The 17,879-nt window shown below is 42.5% G+C and carries 13 protein-coding genes; 2 read left to right on the top strand and 11 right to left on the bottom strand.

The features are described 5' to 3' along the window. Positions 1-16: 16 nt before the first annotated feature. Positions 17-493: a PTS sugar transporter subunit IIB gene (locus AB2B47_RS04265; RefSeq protein WP_004250394.1), complete on the bottom strand. Its 477-nt coding sequence runs from the start codon at positions 491-493 to the stop codon at positions 17-19. After that, complete coding sequence (locus AB2B47_RS04270) at positions 490-2,277, bottom strand: glycoside hydrolase family 35 protein (RefSeq protein WP_320693704.1); 1,788 nt, start codon at positions 2,275-2,277, stop codon at positions 490-492. Before AB2B47_RS04270 ends, AB2B47_RS04265 begins: the two co-directional genes overlap by 4 nt. A 322-nt stretch (positions 2,278-2,599) precedes the next feature. Here AB2B47_RS04270 and AB2B47_RS04275 point away from each other — a divergent pair, with 322 nt between their 5' ends. Together AB2B47_RS04275 and AB2B47_RS04280 are read left to right on the top strand one after the other, a co-directional pair. Beyond that, complete coding sequence (locus AB2B47_RS04275) at positions 2,600-3,316, top strand: GntR family transcriptional regulator (protein WP_006153065.1); 717 nt, start codon at positions 2,600-2,602, stop codon at positions 3,314-3,316. Between the two features lie 270 nt (positions 3,317-3,586). Then, positions 3,587-8,014 carry a G5 domain-containing protein gene (locus AB2B47_RS04280; protein ID WP_320693705.1) on the top strand — a complete coding sequence of 1,476 codons (4,428 nt, stop codon included), beginning with the start codon at positions 3,587-3,589 and terminating at the stop codon, positions 8,012-8,014. A 151-nt stretch (positions 8,015-8,165) separates the two neighbouring features. Here AB2B47_RS04280 and purB read toward each other — a convergent pair whose 3' ends face one another. From purB to purM, 9 genes are all read right to left on the bottom strand, one after another. Further along, a complete protein-coding gene (gene purB, locus AB2B47_RS04285; protein ID WP_320693706.1) occupies positions 8,166-9,464 on the bottom strand; it encodes an adenylosuccinate lyase in 1,299 nt (432 codons plus the stop codon). 55 nt (positions 9,465-9,519) lie between these two features. Continuing rightward, positions 9,520-10,776, bottom strand: coding sequence for an SNIPE associated domain-containing protein (locus tag AB2B47_RS04290; RefSeq protein WP_320693707.1), 1,257 nt, complete (start codon positions 10,774-10,776; stop codon positions 9,520-9,522). 5 nt (positions 10,777-10,781) lie between these two features. Continuing rightward, the gene (gene purK, locus AB2B47_RS04295) at positions 10,782-11,873 is read right to left on the bottom strand and encodes a 5-(carboxyamino)imidazole ribonucleotide synthase (protein ID WP_320693708.1); all 1,092 of its coding nucleotides are present in this window, start codon (positions 11,871-11,873) and stop codon (positions 10,782-10,784) included. Continuing rightward, positions 11,860-12,348 carry a 5-(carboxyamino)imidazole ribonucleotide mutase gene (gene purE / locus AB2B47_RS04300; protein ID WP_000805604.1) on the bottom strand — a complete coding sequence of 163 codons (489 nt, stop codon included), beginning with the start codon at positions 12,346-12,348 and terminating at the stop codon, positions 11,860-11,862. Before purE ends, purK begins: the two co-directional genes overlap by 14 nt. Positions 12,349-12,542: 194 nt before the next feature. After that, the gene (gene purD, locus AB2B47_RS04305) at positions 12,543-13,805 is read right to left on the bottom strand and encodes a phosphoribosylamine--glycine ligase (protein ID WP_320693709.1); all 1,263 of its coding nucleotides are present in this window, start codon (positions 13,803-13,805) and stop codon (positions 12,543-12,545) included. Positions 13,806-13,926: 121 nt separating this feature from the next. Beyond that, the gene (gene purH / locus AB2B47_RS04310; RefSeq protein WP_320693710.1) at positions 13,927-15,474 is read right to left on the bottom strand and encodes a bifunctional phosphoribosylaminoimidazolecarboxamide formyltransferase/IMP cyclohydrolase; all 1,548 of its coding nucleotides are present in this window, start codon (positions 15,472-15,474) and stop codon (positions 13,927-13,929) included. A 41-nt stretch (positions 15,475-15,515) separates the two neighbouring features. Further along, on the bottom strand, positions 15,516-16,223 hold the full coding sequence (locus tag AB2B47_RS04315; RefSeq protein WP_320693711.1) for a suppressor of fused domain protein: 708 nt from the start codon (positions 16,221-16,223) through the stop codon (positions 15,516-15,518). A 58-nt stretch (positions 16,224-16,281) separates the two neighbouring features. After that, positions 16,282-16,836 carry a phosphoribosylglycinamide formyltransferase gene (gene purN, locus AB2B47_RS04320; protein ID WP_036756558.1) on the bottom strand — a complete coding sequence of 185 codons (555 nt, stop codon included), beginning with the start codon at positions 16,834-16,836 and terminating at the stop codon, positions 16,282-16,284. After that, positions 16,836-17,858 carry a phosphoribosylformylglycinamidine cyclo-ligase gene (gene purM, locus AB2B47_RS04325; RefSeq protein WP_320693712.1) on the bottom strand — a complete coding sequence of 341 codons (1,023 nt, stop codon included), beginning with the start codon at positions 17,856-17,858 and terminating at the stop codon, positions 16,836-16,838. The genes purN and purM overlap by 1 nt, the downstream gene beginning before the upstream one ends. Positions 17,859-17,879: the final 21 nt, after the last annotated feature.

A 17,879-nucleotide genomic window follows, 5' to 3' on the forward strand; every position in this document is an offset into this window, starting at 1 on the left:
TCCTAAAAATTTTTTCCTATTTTAATAAGCTCAAAAAGTCTGAAACTGGATCATTTGGAACCATTTGAGCAGTAAGTTTAACACCTTTTTCCGCCAATTTGTGGAAATCTTCTACGTCTTTATCAACAACGTTAATAGAACGTGTGATCGCACGTGTTTCTGGTGTTTGAGACATGTTGCCGACATTGACAGTTTCAAGTGGCACACCTGCTTCTACCAAACCGAGGAAACGGTCAGGTTTGCGTGCTACAATCAAAAGACGTTGGCTATCGTATTTACCAGCAAGGATATTCGCTGCTGCTTTATCAACTGGCAAAATACTAAGTTTTACACCTGGTGGTGTTGCGAGTTTCAAGCCGCTTTTTTCAACGTCGTTGTTCACAACATCATTGTCAACGACCATGATACGTGAAACATTAAGTTTAGCAGACCAAAGGTTTGCTACTTGTCCGTGAATTAAGCGCCCATCGATACGGCATCCTACAATTGTCATAAGTTTTCCCCCTTTATAAGTTTTAGTGTAGGTTTACAAGTTAAATGTATGTGTTCCTTATACTCCCCTTCTGTTTCAAAGATAATGATGCGGTTGGCACCTTCTTTGAGATAGCTATGTGGAATATAAAGAGATAAGGTTGGACCGACATTCCAGAAACGACCTAGATGATGTCCGTTGATATAAGCAATCCCTTTACCAAACTCAGATAAGTCTAAGTAGGTATCCTTTGGCGCCTCAACTTCAAAGTCATAAGCGTAAAAGGCAGGTTGCCCTTCTGTCCATCCCTTAGAGAAATCAATATTCTCTGGGTTATCAAGAGGAAGTGGATATTGCTTCCAGTTGAGCAAGAAATGCAAATCTTTACAAACACCTGTGCGAATTCCTTTTCGCTGTGTATCTGCTAAGAATTTGTGTCCATAGTTGACACGTCCCATATTTTCAATAAGTATATCAAGTCTAGAGAGCGCTTTCTTTTTACCTTGATAAAAGATATCTTCACCGATTTCTGTTTGGTACTGTGTTGCCACTCGTTTACCATCGATAAAGAGTTGAGCTCTATCACGTCCGTCAATGATTCGAATGCGTTCTTCATCCGCATCCCAACTTGCTTCCGTACGATAGAGTAGGTAGCCATAACCTTGTCCTAGCTCTTCCATTTTCTTAGGGTAGAGACTTTCGATGGGACTTGTCAGGCTATCCAAGGTTTCAAACAAGGAAACTTTTTCAACTAGCGGAATTGCTTCTACTTCCATACTCTCTTTGTAAAGCGGTTCAGATTGCGGATACTCAGGATAGTAAGCCGCCATCATTTCTTTCACTGCGAAATATTTAGCAGTTGGGTTTCCAGCTTCATCAAGAAGAGCGTCATAATCATAAGATGTTACTTGTGGTAAATCAATGGTTCCTCGAGCTGAACAACCATTCATAAAACCAAAGTTGGTTCCGCCATGGAACATGTAAAGGTTGATAGAGCCTTGCTCTAAAACCTCGTGGACAGCTTCTGCTAATTCCTCAGGTTCACGCTTGATGATTGGTTCTTTCCATCGATTGAACCATCCATCCCAGAATTCCATACACATGAGTGGCCATTTCTTGCCGTGCTCATCAAAGAATTCTTGCATCTGCGAGAAATTATAAGCAGCCTTGGAACCAAAGTTCCCTGTCACAAAGAGATCATCCTCAATTAAGGTTCCAGCCTTAAGAGTTGCTCGCCATGGTCCATCTGATGTGAAAAGCGGACAAGTAACTGCTCGTTCTTCCATCAAATGTCGAATTTCCCTCAAGTAGGTCTTATCCTCGCCATAGGATCCGTACTCATTTTCGACTTGCATCATGAGAATATTCCCACCGTTTTCCAATAATCTCGGAACTAGACGTGGAAGCAACTGATCATAGTAGCGACCAACCATGTCAATGAAAGCTGGGTCAGATGACCGTATTCTCATATCCTTGGTCAAGAGCCATGCTGGTAAACCACCGAATTCCCATTCTGCACAGATAAATGGAGAAGGACGTACAATTGCATATAAGCCCAAATCTTGTGCAGTTTGAAGAAATCTCTCTAAATCAAGATTGCCTTCAAAGTTAAAGTTACCTTCAGCAGGTTCATGCATGTTCCAAGCAACATAAGTCTCAACCGTATTGAAACCTAGTGCCTTGAGGTTATACAATGAATGATGCCAATCTTCCGCAGGAACTCTAAAATAGTGAATGGCGCCAGACAAAATCTTGAATGGTTTCCCATCCAGATAGAAATCATCTTTAATTTCAAATCTTGCCATTCTTCCTCCCCTAAAAGCGAAAAGTTTGCGCTTTCATGTATTGTTATATCAACTATAAACTAATCGGGGATTAATGTCAATACTTTTTGAAATTTTCTTTAAAATTTTTCTATTTTTTTACTGAATCTTTTCTAAAACTCTTCTCAAATCCTATAAAATCAACATTCTGATTGAAGAGCAAAAATACAGGACAAAACACGAATTATTTATATCTATCCTAAATTCTTATTCTGATATTTTAATTTTTTTAAGTGCTTTTCAGCTATTTTTTAGAATTTATGTTAAAATGATAAGTGGAGAAGGAAAAAAATGAGGTGAAAATATGGCAATTCCAAAGTATCAATACATTAAAGATGAATTGAAAAATAAGATCATTTCTGGTCAATTCGCTAGTGGAGACAAGTTTTACACTGAAGCAGAATTGATTTCCATGTATGATGTTAGTTCAATCACAGTAGTCCGCGCCTTGAACGACCTTGCCAAAGACGGATATATCGTCCGCCAGCAAGGGAAAGGAACCTTCGTGGCTCGTGCACGTAAACACAAACTCGTTGAATTTTCTGATGTGGAAATCTTCGAAACCAAAGATGATAAAGTAACTGTTCTTTCTATCGAACGTGGGAACGATCTTAAATATTTAGAAAAACTTGGCCTACGCGGCGATCAATTCTATTATAAGATTGAACGTGTTCGTGAAACAAATGGCGTTACCTATATCTATCACAATTCATACATTCCTGAACAATATATCAATGCCAACTATCCAAATCTTGAATACTATAGTTCTATCTATACTCGTTTCAAATTGGACTACCACATTCACATGAATGACGAGCATTTTGAAGAAATTAACGAAATTGTATTTCCGACTCCAAAACATGCCGCTTCTATTTTAGGAATCGACACTAAATTCCCAACTGTTTTCCAAACTAAGACAACTCAGCTTGAAGCAACTGGTCAAGTTTTGGAATACATCGAAACTTATAAACGTTCTGATTTCTACAAAATTAAATTCATTTCTTGTGACCGTGGTCACTAATTTATAAAAATCCTGAGGCAACTGTCTCAGGGTTTTTATATACCCATTATAGCATCAGCTCCCTTCCCTGAGAATAGCATTTCAAGCAATTCTATAATTAGTAACCTTTTTACTAAAAAATAGTCAAAATTAGAAAAATATATCTTAATTTATAAATTATTCTATTTTTTATAGTAATTTCCTCAAAAACTTGACTTTATTTTAGTTAGAACATACAATAGAGTTAGTATGTGAAAACGCTATCAAAAATATAAAAGGGGAGGTTTTTTAATGAAACCAGAAAATAAACAGCGCTTCTCTATTCGTAAATATGCAATCGGAGCAGCTTCTGTATTGATCGGCTTTGCCTTTCAGGCTCAAGCCGTTGCTGCCGACGGAGTCGTGCCTGCTCCAACAGAAAATCAGCCTGCTGTCCAAACCACTGGAGAAGTCACTCCACCAAGGAGTGAAGAAAAACTCGAGACTGCTCCAACAACAGAAAATGCTACTCCAGCTACTCCAGTAGCAAATACTGAAGCTCCAAAAGTTGAAGTTGCTCCTGCACCTGCCGTAGCAGAACCAGTCACAGCAGAAGAAACTCCAGCTAAGGCAGAAATTACTGAAGAAGCTAAGAAGACAGAATCTGAAAAAGAAAAAGAAGAAAACAAAGAAGTTGCTAAGGTCGAAGCACCCGCAGTCGCTACAGAACGAGCAGCTCAAGTGAATGAAAAACTGGCTAAAAAGAAAATTGTTTCTATCGATGCCGGACGTAAATACTTCTCTCCAGACCAACTGAAAGAAATCATCGACAAAGCCAAACACTATGGCTATACTGATCTTCACCTTTTAGTCGGAAATGATGGCTTGCGCTTCATGCTTGATGATATGTCTCTAACTGTAGGTGACAAAACTTACGCAAGCGATGATGTCAAACGTGCTGTTGAAAATGGAACCAATGCTTACTACAATGATCCAAACGGTAATCATCTAACTGAAAGTGAAATGACCGACTTGATTGGTTATGCTAAGGATAAAGGAATTGGACTTATCCCAACAGTCAATAGCCCAGGTCATATGGATGCTATCCTTAACGCCATGAAAGAACTTGGCATTGAAAAACCTAACTTCAACTACTTTGGTAAAGAATCAGAACGTACAGTTGACCTTGACAACGAAAAGGCTGTTGCCTTTACAAAAGCCTTGATTGATAAATACGCTGCTTACTTTGCTGGCAAGTCTGAAATCTTTAACATCGGTTTAGATGAGTATGCTAACGATGCTACTAATGCCAAAGGATGGAGTGTACTTCAAGCCTATAAATGGTATCCAGAAGATGGTTTCCCAGACAAGGGTTATGATAAATTCATCGCCTATGCTAATGACCTAGCTCGTATTGTCAAATCTCACGGTCTGAAACCAATGGCCTTCAACGACGGTATCTACTATAATAGTGATACTACTTTTGGTACCTTTGACAAAGACATCATCGTGTCTATGTGGACTGGTGGTTGGGGCGGTTATGATGTTGCCTCATCTAAACTTCTATCTGAAAAAGGGCACGAAATCCTCAATACTAACGATGCTTGGTACTACGTTCTCGGCCGTAATGCTGATGGACAGGGTTGGTATAACCTAGACCAAGGTTTGAACGGTATTAAGAGCACACCGATTACTTCAGTTCCAAAAACTGAAGGAGCTGATATTCCTATCATCGGTGGTATGGTAGCTGCTTGGGCTGATACTCCATCTGCCCGCTACTCTCCATCTCGCCTCTTCAAACTCATGCGTCAATTCGCAAACTCAAATGCTGAATATTTCGCCGCTGACTACGAGTCTGCTGAACAAGCTCTTAAAGAAGTGCCAACTGACCTTAGTCGCTATACTGCAGAAAGTATTGCTGCCGTTAAAGAAGCTGAAAAAGCTATTCGCTCTCTGGATAGCAACCTTAGCCGTGCTGAACAAGATAGCATTGACCAAGCAATTGCAAAACTCCAAGAAGCCGTTAGCAACTTAACCTTCACACCAGAAGCTCAAAAAGAAGAAGATGCCAAACGTGAAGTTGAAAAACTTGCCAAAAACAAGGTTATCTCAATCGATGCTGGACGTAAATACTTCACTCTAGACCAACTCAAACGTATCGTAGATAAAGCCAGCGAACTTGGTTACTCTGACCTTCATCTCCTCCTTGGAAATGATGGACTTCGCTTCCTCTTGGATGACATGACGATCACTGCAAACGGCAAGACCTATGCAAGTGACGATGTGAAAAACGCCATCATTGAAGGAACAAAATCTTACTACGACGATCCAAATGGAACAACTCTGAGCCAGGCTGAAATCACTGAGCTTATCCAATATGCTAAGGATAGAGGCATTGGAATCATCCCTGCCATCAACAGTCCTGGCCACATGGATGCTATGCTTGTCGCTATGGAAAAATTGGGCATTGCAAACCCTCAAGCTAACTTTGACAAGGTTTCAAAAACAACCATGGACCTTGAAAACGAAGAAGCAATGAACTTTACAAAAGCCCTTATCGGCAAATACATGGACTTCTTTGCAGGCAAGACTAAGATCTTTAACTATGGTACAGATGAGTATGCCAACGACGCTACTAACGCTCAAGGTTGGTACTACCTCAAGTGGTATGGACTCTATGGTAAGTTTGCAGATTATGCTAATGGTCTAGCTGCCATGGCTAAAGAAAAAGGTCTGCAACCAATGGCCTTTAACGATGGTTTCTACTATGAAGATAAGGACGATGTTGAGTTTGATAAAGATGTTATCATCTCTTACTGGTCTAAAGGTTGGTGGGGTTATAACCTTGCATCTCCTCAATATCTAGCAAGCAAGGGGTATAAGTTCCTTAACACTAACGGAGATTGGTACTATATCCTCGGTCAAAAACCTGAAGATGGTGGAGGCTTCCTCAAGAAAGCTATCGAAAACACTGAAAAAACTCCATTCAACCAGCTAGCTTCAACTAAATATCCTGAGGTTGATCTACCTACTGTTGGTAGTATGGTAGCTATCTGGGCAGATAGACCAAGCGCTGAGTACAAAGAAGAAGAAATCTTTGAGCTCATGACTGCATTTGCAGATCACAACAAAGACTACTTCCGTGCTGACTACAAGGCTCTTCGCGAGGAACTTGCTCAAATCCCTGAAAACTTAGAAGGATATAGCACAGAAAGTCTCGATGCTCTCAAGGCTGCTAAAGAAGCACTAAACTACAATCTCAACCGAAATAAACAAGCTGAGTTGAATACACTTGTAGCTAACCTTAAGGCAGCAAGACTTGGTCTCAAACCAGCTGCAACTCACTCAGGAAGCCTTGATGAAAATGAAGTTGCTGCCAACGTTGAAAACCGACCAGAGCTTATCACAAGAACGGAAGAAATCCCATTTGAAACTGTCAAGAAGGAAAATCCTAACCTTCCAGCAGGACAAGAAAAAGTTGTCACTGAAGGTGCCAAAGGTGAACGTACAATCTACGTCTCAGTTACTACTGAAAATGGTAAGGAAACTGAAACAGTTCTTGAAAGCAAAGTCACAAAAGAAGCTGTCAACCAAGTTGTTGAAGTTGGAACTCCTGTCACTCATGTCGGCGACGAAGAAGGAGTTGCTCCTGTTGCAGATGCCAAACCACGTGTTGTGATTGAGGACGAAGAAATTCCGTTTACAACTATCACTCGTGAAACTGATGCATTGCCTAAGGGAGAAACTCGTGTCGTAACTGAAGGTGTTAAGGGACGTCGTAGTCATTTCTATTCTGTGTCTACTGCTGCTGACGGAAGCGAAGTGAAAACATTGGTCACTAGCGTTGTCGCTCAAGAACCAGTTACTCAAATCATCGAAGTTGGAACTCCTGTAACACATGTGGGAGATGAAGAAGGAGTTGCTCCTGTTGCAGATGCCAAACCACGTGTTGTCATCGAGGACGAAGAAATTCCGTTTACAACTATCACTCGTGAAACTGATGCATTGCCTAAGGGAGAAACTCGTGTCGTAACTGAAGGTGTTAAGGGACGTCGTAGTCATTTCTATTCTGTGTCTACTGCTGCTGACGGAAGCGAAGTGAAAACATTGGTCACTAGCGTTGTCGCTCAAGAACCAGTTACTCAAATCATCGAAGTTGGAACTCCTGTAACACATGTGGGAGATGAAGAAGGAGTTGCTCCTGTTGCAGATGCCAAACCACGTGTTGTCATCGAGGACGAAGAAATTCCGTTTACAACTATCACTCGTGAAACTGATGCCTTACCTAAGGGAGAAACTCGTGTCGTAACTGAAGGTGTTAAAGGACGTCGTAGTCATTTCTATTCTGTGTCTACTGCTGCTGACGGAAGCGAAGTGAAAACATTGGTTACTAGTGTTGTTGCTCAAGAACCAGTTACTCAAATCATCGAAGTTGGGACTCCTGTAACACATGTGGGAGACGAAAAAGGACTAGCTCCTGTTGCGGAAGACAAACCAGCACTAGAGATTCCAAATGTGCCAGCTCCTGTTGCAGAAGAAAAACCAAAATTAGAAATTCCAAGTAAACCAGCTCCAGCAACTGTTCCTGCCGAGGAAAACAAAGCTCTTCCTCAAGCCCCAGCTCCTGTGGCAAAAGAAAATAAACTTCCTGAGACAGGAAGCCAAGGTTCAGAATGGTTGATTGCTACAGGTTTGATGGCTGCACTCACAGCATATGGACTTAGCAAGAAAAAAGATTAATACTCTTCGAAAATCGAATTCAAACCACGTCAGCTTCACCTTGCCGTACTCAAGTACAGCCTGCGGCGAGCTTCCTAGGTTGCTCTTTGATTTTCATTGAGTATAAGCACAAATAAAAAGCGAGATTCAATCTCGCTTTTTTATTTTATGATTAGTCACCCAAACCAATGCGTTCGAAAATTTCATCCACTCGTTTGGTGTAGTAAGTTGGGTTGAAGATTTCGTCGATTTCTTCTTGAGTCAAACGTGATGTTACCTCTGGATCTGCTTCAAGAAGTGGTTTGAAGTCTACTTGATTATCCCATGATTGGGCCGTCTTCGGTTGAACAAGGTCGTAAGCTTGCTCACGCGTCATACCTTTTTCAATCAAGGTCAACATGGCACGTTGGCTAAAGATAAGACCAAACGTAGAATTCATGTTGCGGATCATGTTTTCTGGGAAGACAGTCAAGTTCTTGACGATATTTCCAAAACGGTTGAGCATGTAGTCAATCAAGATAGTCGTATCTGGTGTGATGATACGCTCAGCTGATGAGTGAGAGATATCACGTTCGTGCCATAGAGCAACATTCTCATAGGCTGTCACCATGTGACCGCGGATAACACGCGCAAGTCCTGTCATGTTTTCAGAACCGATTGGATTGCGCTTGTGAGGCATCGCTGAAGACCCTTTTTGACCTTTGGCAAAGAATTCTTCCACTTCACGTTGCTCAGACTTTTGCAGACCACGGATTTCCGTTGCCATGCGTTCAATAGAAGTCGCAATGCTCGCAAGAACTGCAAAGTACTCAGCGTGAAGGTCACGAGGAAGGACCTGTGTAGAGATTTCTTGAGCACGGATACCAAGCTTGTCGCAGACGTATTTTTCAACAAATGGTGGAATGTTTGCAAAGTTCCCAACTGCACCAGAAATCTTACCAGCTTCGACACCAGCAGCTGCATGCTCGAAACGCTCGATGTTGCGTTTCATTTCGCTGTACCAAGTCGCCAATTTAAGACCAAATGTTGTCGGCTCAGCGTGCACACCGTGCGTACGACCCATCATGATGGTGAACTTGTGCTCCTTAGCCTTATCAGCGATGATGTTAGTGAAGTTTTCAAGGTCACGACGGATGATATCGTTGGCCTGCTTGTAGAGGTAACCGTAGGCAGTGTCGACCACGTCAGTAGACGTCAAACCATAGTGAACCCACTTACGCTCTTCACCAAGCGTCTCAGAAACCGCACGCGTGAAGGCAACCACATCGTGACGAGTCTCTTGCTCGATTTCCAAAATACGGTCAATGTCAAAGTCCGCTTTTTCACGAATCAAAGCCACATCTTCCTTAGGGATTTCCCCCAACTCAGCCCATGCCTCGTCAGCCAAGATTTCCACCTCAAGCCAAGCACGGTATTTATTTTCTTCACTCCAAATATTCGCCATCTCAGGACGAGAGTAACGTTCGATCATTGTTTTTTTCCTTTCTTTTGATGTTTCACATCAGTTAGCAAGTAAGGGATACTTATTATAACTGTTTATCTTCAATAGCTTTGGTTTGCCTGTATTCAAATGCTTCAGCATCTTCATTCAGCTCTACCGTTAATTCTTTATGGGTTGCTAGAATATTTCTAATTTCTTCAAAGGAAACTTTGAAATACTCTTTTCGTCCATTCACCTTATTTACTTTATAATTAGCAAGTTGATTGTGCAATTCTGTTTCCAGTGCAAATGCTTCCTCACTAAATATCAACGCATGGACATCAAATTGGAATGGTACAGATGCACTGCTCAATTCCCTAATTCGTTCCAATGGCTCTAAACGGCGAGTTACTCCAATTTTATATACGTCTTCACCAAAAGAACCTATGTTAGATATTACATATACATATCCTGCCGTTGCATGGCCTTCTCTATAATCAATATCTTCTTCAATTTCATCTAATTCAGATAGTTTGTCCTGATATTCAGCTAATTGGCGTTTGAGTTCATCTACTTCATCATTTTTTGCTTCTTTCAGTAACTCTGTTACCTTGGCAACCATATTCTTAAAGTGATCTCTGTCCTTCTCCAATTGTTTTCGTTTCGCTTTAATCTCAGCTTGAAGTTTTTTATCCTCTCGTTCCTTTTCCCGTTGTTCACGAAGTAACTCTTTTTCTTCTTGTTTCTGAAGTTCGTACTCAGCTGCTAAACGTAGCTCTTCAATTTTCAAGTCTAAATATGGATAAGTGATTTCAATTAAATTCCGTGCATACATTTTATTTAACTGTTCAAACACTTTTCTTAAAGCTTTAATTTTATTGTCAACATTTACCACTGAAATCTTGACTAAAAGAGCATCAGCCTCACCATTAAAGCCTCTTAAAGCTGCTTTAATTAGTTGATTCTGCATAGCCTTTCCTTTACTTTTACTATTATCTAAGAGCATAGGAGTGATTATTCTTCCAGCAGTTCCATTTTTAACCATGGATTTTTGTTGCATTCTTAAAGAATCTAATTTATCTTTATACTTTGTACTATCAGAAAAGCTATATTGTCTTTCAAAGAAACCAAATTCCTGCAAATTTAGATTGCCATTTGCGACGGCAATTTCCTCGTTTAATTGAGCTAACTCATTTCTCTTCTGGGCAAGTTCAGTATCTAGCGAGATTACTTCTTTCCCTTTTTTTATTTGTTGCTCTAATTTGGCTAAATCTACCTTTTTTATTTCAATATCATCGGTAAGTTTTTGTAACTTAGCTTCTAATATTTCATCTTTTGGTTTTCCAAAATTAAATAATCCCATAATTTTTAATCAAACTCTTCTTTCCCAAATTCCTCAACCTCATCCGGTACATCACTAAACAAAGTCACATGTCCCATCTTGCGGTTGTGCTTCGCTTCTATTTTACCATACATGTGGAGGTGGGCGCTTGGATTTTCTGTGACATATTGTTCAGCAGCCTCGACATGCTGACCAAGTACGTTGAGCATGACAGCTGGGGCATGCAGTTTGATAGCTGGAAGCGGTACTCCGAGAACACCTAAGATATGGGTATCAAACTGGGAGAAGTCACAGGCTTCAATTGAGTAGTGGCCAGAATTGTGTGGACGTGGCGCAATTTCATTGACAATGATGTCATCAGCTGTCGCAAACATTTCCACGCAAAGGGTTCCAGACAGGTTCAACTGTTCAGCGATTCGCACTGCCATAGTTTTAGCTTTCTCAGCTAGACTTTCTGAAATGCGAGCAGGCACAATGGTCTTAGACAGAATGTTGTTGCGGTGGATATTTTCCTGAACTGGAAAAACTGTCACGTCCTTGCCATTTCCTGATACAATGACAGAAATTTCAAGGTCGAAATTGACAAATTCTTCCAATACACAGTCTGCTGAATCCGCTAGTGCATAAGCTTCTTCTAAATCTGCTTCTGAGCGAATGACCTTTTGTCCATGCCCATCATAGCCACCAGTCGCAGTCTTGAGAACATAGTTTTTCGATAGGTCAATATCTGCCAAGTCTTGGTTTGAAGTCACGACCTTGTATGGGGCCACAGTGACTTGAGCCTTATTGGAAAGAAAGTCCTTCTCAAAAATCCGGTTTTGGGAAATGCGAAGTAGGTCTGTTCCTTGTGGGAGCTGACCGTCTTTGATAACGGCATCCAAACCGTCAGCATCAACATTTTCAAATTCATAAGTGAGAACATCGCAACGCTCAGCCAACTGACGGAGGGCGTCTACATCGTTATAAGGCGCCACGATGATTTCCGCCACGCGAGAGGCCGGGCAATCCGCAGCAGGATCCAGCGCGATAACCTTGTGCCCCATGTAGATAGCAGAAATGGCCATCATCTGACCCAGCTGACCACCACCGATAATTCCGATTGTTTTAGATGAGCTCATTCGTCGACTCCTCTGCGATTTTTCCTTGTTCTTCTGCGAAATCTGCCAATGCTGTCGCAATAGCCTGATCCTCTACTGAAAGGAGACGGAGGGCAAAGAGGGCCGCATTGGTCGCACCCGCTTCACCGATCGCCATAGTTGCGACTGGTACGCCACCCGGCATCTGAACAATCGAGTAAAGAGAATCCACGCCACTAAGCGCACGTGATTTGACTGGTACACCGATGACAGGAAGGGTTGTTTTGGCAGCTACCATCCCTGGCAAGTGAGCAGCGCCACCTGCACCTGCGATGATAACCTTGATACCACGGCTACGTGCTTCTTCGGCATGTTTGAACATGAGGTCCGGTGTACGGTGTGCGGAAACAACTTTCTTTTCGTAGGCTACACCGAAGCGGTCTAGGACTTCAGCGGTTTTTTGCATGGTTGCCCAGTCGGATTTTGAGCCCATGATAATGGAAATTACTGGTTTCATTTATTCTCCTTTTTTGATAATCGTCTATTGTAGTGCGGACGTAAGCGACCGCCTATGGCGTTCCATTACTAAAACTGGAGCCTGAGTCTCCAGTTTTCCGCTCCTAGTAGCTCTGCTACTAGGAGTTCCACTACTGCGACGATTATCCTATACTAGCTCGCTTTCGCTCGCCTTTTACGACCTACAGCCGCTGATTATTTGTTTGCTTTGCTACCGATATCGTTTCGGTAGAAGAGGCCTTCTGTATTTTGTTTGTTGAGTTGGTTGTAGATAATGTTTTGGCCGTCTTTGACGGTATCAGCTGTGGTAACCAGCATGTAAACACGGCCTCCGTTTGAAAGAAGGTCTTTCCCATTTTCAGCAAATTTAGCTCCGGCATAGTAAGTGATGATGTCGCCTTCTGTCTTGGCTGGAAGCTTGACACCCTTCTCATAAGCGAGTGGGTAGCCGTTTGAAGCTACAACCACACCTAGTGTCACACCCTTATCCGTCCAAGTAATAGCTGGCTCCTTGCCATCGAGGATATCCGTAATATTTTGTGCAAAGTCAGATGTCAAACGAGGCAAGATGATTTGCGTTTCAGGATCTCCAAAACGAGCGTTGAACTCGATGACTTTGGCCCCATCAGCTGTCAAGATAAGACCGGCATAAAGTACACCAAGATAAGGACGACCTTCTTTGATCATGCCTTCGAGGACTGGCTTGACAATGGTGTCAACCGCTGTGTCAACCACGCTCTGTGACAAGTGAGGAACTGGCGCATAGGCACCCATTCCACCAGTGTTGGGCCCCTTGTCGCCATCATAAGCACGTTTGTGGTCCTGAGCCGTTGGCATGATGTAGAACTTGTCGCCATTGACAAAGGCAAAGAGAGAGAACTCTTCTCCGTCAAGGAATTCCTCGATGACCACACGCGCACCTGAGTCGCCGAATTTATTGTCCAAAAGCATCTCGTGAGCGGCTTCTACTGCTTGCTCGACTGTCTCCGCAACGACGACACCTTTCCCAAGGGCCAAACCGTCTGCCTTGACTACGATTGGAGCGCCTTTTTCTTCGATATAGGCCTTGGCTTCCTCGAAATCTGAGAAGGTCCCATAGGCTGCTGTCGGAACATCGTATTTGACCATGATTTCCTTAGCAAAATCCTTGGACCACTCAAGCTCAGCCGCAGCTTTAGTCGGACCAAAGGCTTTGAGACCAGCTGCATTGAACTCATCCACAATCCCAGCCGCAAGGGCGTCATCTGGACCAATGAAGGACCAAGCAATATCGTTGGCTTTTGCAAACTCAATCAATTTAGAATGTTCGGAAATAGAGATATTTACCAATTCCAGACCATCCAGAGTCATCCCGTCATTCCCAGGAGCTACAAAGACTTTTTCAACGTCTTTTGACTCAAGCAACTTCTTAGCAATGGCATGTTCACGGCCACCCGAGCCGACAACTAACAGCTTCATCTTTCAACCTCTTTTGCGAATTATTTACTAATATTATACCATAAACGTTCGTTTTAATCTTGTTTCGTTTCGCTTTTAAAGCAAAAAAAGGAAAGAAACTGTTTTCTTCCCTTTTATTTTCTTAATGTCTAAAATGTCTCACGCCTGTGAAGACCATAGTCAAGCCGTATTTATCAGCAGCTTCGATAGACTCTTGGTCACGGACTGATCCACCTGGCTGGATGATAGCCTTGATACCTGCTTTTGCGATTTCTTCCACATTATCCGCAAATGGGAAGAAGGCATCCGAAGCAAGGACAGCACCGTCAAGGCGATCTTTAGCTTGGTCAATGGCAATACGGACGGATGCCACGCGGTTGGTTTGACCAGGGCCAACGCCAAGTGTCATGTGATCATTAGTCACGATGATTCCGTTTGATTTGACATACTTGATGGCTTTCCATGCAAACTCAAGGGCAGTCGCTTCTGTCTCAGTTGGTTGGCGTTTGGTTACCACTTGCCAGTCAGCTGGGCTTTCTTTGACCACGTCTTGATTTTGAACGAGGAGTCCACCAACAACACCTGTGTATTCTGCTTCTACCTCACTAGCATCTTGTGCGTCAAATGGCAAGGCCAGAATCCGCAAGTTTTTCTTTTTATTGGTCAAAATAGCTAGCGCTTCATCCGTATAGCTTGGTGCGATGATGATTTCAAGGAAAACACCGTGCATCTTCTCAGCTGTCGCAGCATCCACCTCACGGTTGAGAACGACAATCCCACCAAAGATAGAAACTGGGTCAGACTCATAAGCGTAGTCCCAAGCAGTCTCGATGTCATCAGCTTGACCAATCCCACATGGGTTCATGTGTTTGAGAGCCACAACTGTTGGACGTGCTTTGAAATCGCGAATAATACGAATGGCAGCGTCAGCATCACGGATATTGTTGAAGGATAATTCCTTACCGTTAAGCTGTTTAGCTGATGCAATGGAGTAATCCGTTGGCAAGGCTTTTTGGTAGAAGTCTGCGTCTTGTTGAGGGTTCTCACCGTAACGCATTGGTTGCTTGAGGTCATAAGTCAAAGTGAGTTTTTCAGGCTTTGTTTCACCCACTTGAGCTGTGAAGTATTCTGCAATCAAGGCATCGTAAGCCGCTGTATGACGGAAAACCTTAGCCGCCAAACCTTGGCGAGTTTCGTAGCTTGTTTCGCCATTAGCTGCCAATTCGTTAAGGACAACAGCATAGTCAGCAGGGTCTACAACAACTGTTACGCTAGCGTGGTTTTTAGCTGCTGAACGAAGCATAGATGGACCACCGATATCGATGTTTTCAACGGCATCCGCATAAGTCACATCTGGTTTAAGAATGGTTTCCTTGAATGGGTAAAGATTGACCACAACAAGGTCAATCAATTCGATTTTGTTATCCTTGGCTGCTTCTAAGTGACTATCCAGGTCACGACGAGCGAGGAGACCGCCATGGATATTTGGGTGGAGGGTCTTGACACGACCGTCCATCATTTCTGGGAAACCAGTCACATCATCGATGGCAATGGTGTCTACCCCAGCATTATCAAGGGCAACTTTGGTCCCACCCGTTGAGATGATATCCCAGCCGAGTTTTTTGAGTTCTTGGGCAAATTCAACAATGCCTGCTTTGTCTGAAACACTAATTAGTGCGCGTTTAGTCATTTTTCTTCCTTTCCTTGATTCAAGAGGCTCTTTCACATCATTTAAACTAGAGACTGACGATGATAGTCTGTAAGCTGATTTCCAAGTTTTTGTAATAGTTTTCTGACCTCAAGCTTACTTGTTTCACTTTCATAAACACTTCGCAGTTCGGTATCTGTCGCACCAATCAGGGTTACAAACTCCACTTTTCCATGCAGAGTATCAATGGTATTAGCTAAATCATCAGCAGCAGTCAAGAATCCTGTCAGATTAGATTTCTGCTTAGCATCAATCCCTACTGTTTGCTTGGTATAAATGTATTCTTCTGGTAACACCACTGTCCCTGTTTGAAAAATATATCTTGCCACATACTGCAGTAAACCACAGCCATTTTTAATTTCTTCTTCGTCGTTAGTTGATTTCTTTAACTTAAAAGTCAATTCAATTCCATAACCACTGTACTCAGGGTCTTCACTTTCTTTTGTATATAACTCTGATAAGCCATAGCTGACAAAATGCCAAAACTCTCCTGCATCATAAACACTGATACCATCTAGCGGATCCGGACCACCTAACATATACTTGATGACTGTTCCATAATGGCGAGGATTGGGCTGATCAGGATATAAACGGTTAAATTCTGCATCAATCGCATCCCATCCAGGAGCACTATCATCTGTTTCTTCGGATCCAACAACAATCTTGTCTTCATCTTCAGTAGGCTTCTCTTTATCAGAAGATTTCTTCTTAAAAAAATCAAATAAACCCATAAACTTCTCCTTAGTTGCTACCTTTGGGGTTGTCATAAAATCATCTCTGATTTCATTTTTATCTTCTCTCTACTCCCAAACTATCCAAGACTTCTGGATAGAGCTTATACTCTGTTTCGTGGATGCGAGTTTCGAAAGTATCAAGGGTATCCCCTTCAAGGCGTGGTACACGGACTTGTTTGATGACCTTACCGGTATCAACACCAGAGTCCACCCAGTGAATAGTCACGCCAGACTGGTCCACACCTGCATTCCAAGCGTCCTCAATCCCATGAGCACCTGGAAATTCTGGCAGATAAGCTGGGTGAATATTGATGATACGGCCTTCATAAGCCGCTAGCAAGGTTGGACCAACGATTTTCATATAGCCTGCGAGACAAACCAAGTCAATCTGGTGCTTATCTAAGAGTTCGACAATGGCTCCTTCGTAGTCTGCTTTGCTCTCAAACTCCTTGAGTTCGAAGGCATAGGATAAAACTCTAAGATTTTCTGCACGCTCAAGGACGTAGGCATCTCGATGATCTGAAAAGACAAATTCAACTGGAAATTGCTCTGCAATGATCTGAAAGTTTGATCCATTTCCAGAAGCAAAAACAGCAATTTTTTTAGCCATTATTTAATCACCACACTTGCATCTGTCTTCTTGACAATCCGACCTATTTCATAAACAGGTTCATCAAGAAGTTCTTTGACACGTTCAACATTTTCTGGTTTCACCGCAAGCATGAGACCAATACCCATGTTGAAGATTTCAAACATTTCTTCGTGTTTGATTTGGCCATATTTTTCAAGAGCTTTGAAAATTGGAAGAACTGGTACTTTGCTTTCGTCAATTTCAGCAGCCAAATCATCTGAGAACATCCGTGGGACATTTTCGATGAATCCACCACCTGTGATGTGGGCAATTCCATTCACCAATTCCTCTTTAATGAGTGGTAAGACAGCCTTGACATAGATGCGAGTTGGCTCAAGAAGAACCTCCTTGAGTCTCTTGCCTTCCAATTCTGGGAGGACTTCCTCACCTGTATAATCGGTAAAGACACGACGGACGAGCGAGTAACCATTTGAGTGGATTCCGCTTGAAGCAAGTCCGAGAAGGACGTCTCCCTCTGCTACTTTTGAACCGTCGATGATTTGAGATTTTTCTGCCACACCGACTGCGAAACCAGCCAAGTCATAGTCGTCTTCACCATACATACCAGGCATTTCAGCAGTTTCCCCACCGATGAGGGCTGCACCTGCTTGTACACAACCTTCTGCCACACCAGCAACCACTTGTTCTAGCTTAGCTGGTTCATTTTTACCAGTCGCCACATAGTCTAGGAAGTAAAGGGGCTCAGCACCTGCAGCAATGATGTCATTGACACACATAGCTACACAGTCTTGACCGATAGTATCGTGTTTGTCGTATTTGATAGCAAGCATGATCTTGGTGCCAACACCGTCAGTTCCTGAAATCAAAACAGGTTCTTTGACACCTGTTTTTGAAAGGTCAAACATACCACCGAAACCACCAAGAGCTCCCATAACACCCGCACGCTCCGTACGTGCTACGTGTTTTTTGATCCGTTCAACAACTTCATAACCCGCTTCAACATCCACACCAGACTGCGCATAAGCATTTTTATTCGTCATTTTATTCATTCCTTTTCTTTA

The sequence above is a fragment of the Streptococcus wuxiensis genome (assembly GCF_040888245.1).
Taxonomy (GTDB): Bacteria; Bacillota; Bacilli; order Lactobacillales; family Streptococcaceae; genus Streptococcus; species Streptococcus wuxiensis.

What these genes read in the sequence shown, in the direction of transcription:
- AB2B47_RS04280 (WP_320693705.1), top strand. Translation starts at nt 3,587, where the DNA reads ATGAAACCAGAAAATAAACAGCGCTTCTCTATTCGTAAATATGCAATC.
- AB2B47_RS04270 (WP_320693704.1), bottom strand. Translation starts at nt 2,277, where the DNA reads ATGGCAAGATTTGAAATTAAAGATGATTTCTATCTGGATGGGAAACCA.
- purK (WP_320693708.1), bottom strand. Translation starts at nt 11,873, where the DNA reads ATGAGCTCATCTAAAACAATCGGAATTATCGGTGGTGGTCAGCTGGGT.
- purE (WP_000805604.1), bottom strand. Translation starts at nt 12,348, where the DNA reads ATGAAACCAGTAATTTCCATTATCATGGGCTCAAAATCCGACTGGGCA.
- purB (WP_320693706.1), bottom strand. Translation starts at nt 9,464, where the DNA reads ATGATCGAACGTTACTCTCGTCCTGAGATGGCGAATATTTGGAGTGAA.
- AB2B47_RS04275 (WP_006153065.1), top strand. Translation starts at nt 2,600, where the DNA reads ATGGCAATTCCAAAGTATCAATACATTAAAGATGAATTGAAAAATAAG.
- purN (WP_036756558.1), bottom strand. Translation starts at nt 16,836, where the DNA reads ATGGCTAAAAAAATTGCTGTTTTTGCTTCTGGAAATGGATCAAACTTT.
- purD (WP_320693709.1), bottom strand. Translation starts at nt 13,805, where the DNA reads ATGAAGCTGTTAGTTGTCGGCTCGGGTGGCCGTGAACATGCCATTGCT.
- AB2B47_RS04290 (WP_320693707.1), bottom strand. Translation starts at nt 10,776, where the DNA reads ATGGGATTATTTAATTTTGGAAAACCAAAAGATGAAATATTAGAAGCT.
- purM (WP_320693712.1), bottom strand. Translation starts at nt 17,858, where the DNA reads ATGACGAATAAAAATGCTTATGCGCAGTCTGGTGTGGATGTTGAAGCG.
- purH (WP_320693710.1), bottom strand. Translation starts at nt 15,474, where the DNA reads ATGACTAAACGCGCACTAATTAGTGTTTCAGACAAAGCAGGCATTGTT.
- AB2B47_RS04265 (WP_004250394.1), bottom strand. Translation starts at nt 493, where the DNA reads ATGACAATTGTAGGATGCCGTATCGATGGGCGCTTAATTCACGGACAA.
- AB2B47_RS04315 (WP_320693711.1), bottom strand. Translation starts at nt 16,223, where the DNA reads ATGGGTTTATTTGATTTTTTTAAGAAGAAATCTTCTGATAAAGAGAAG.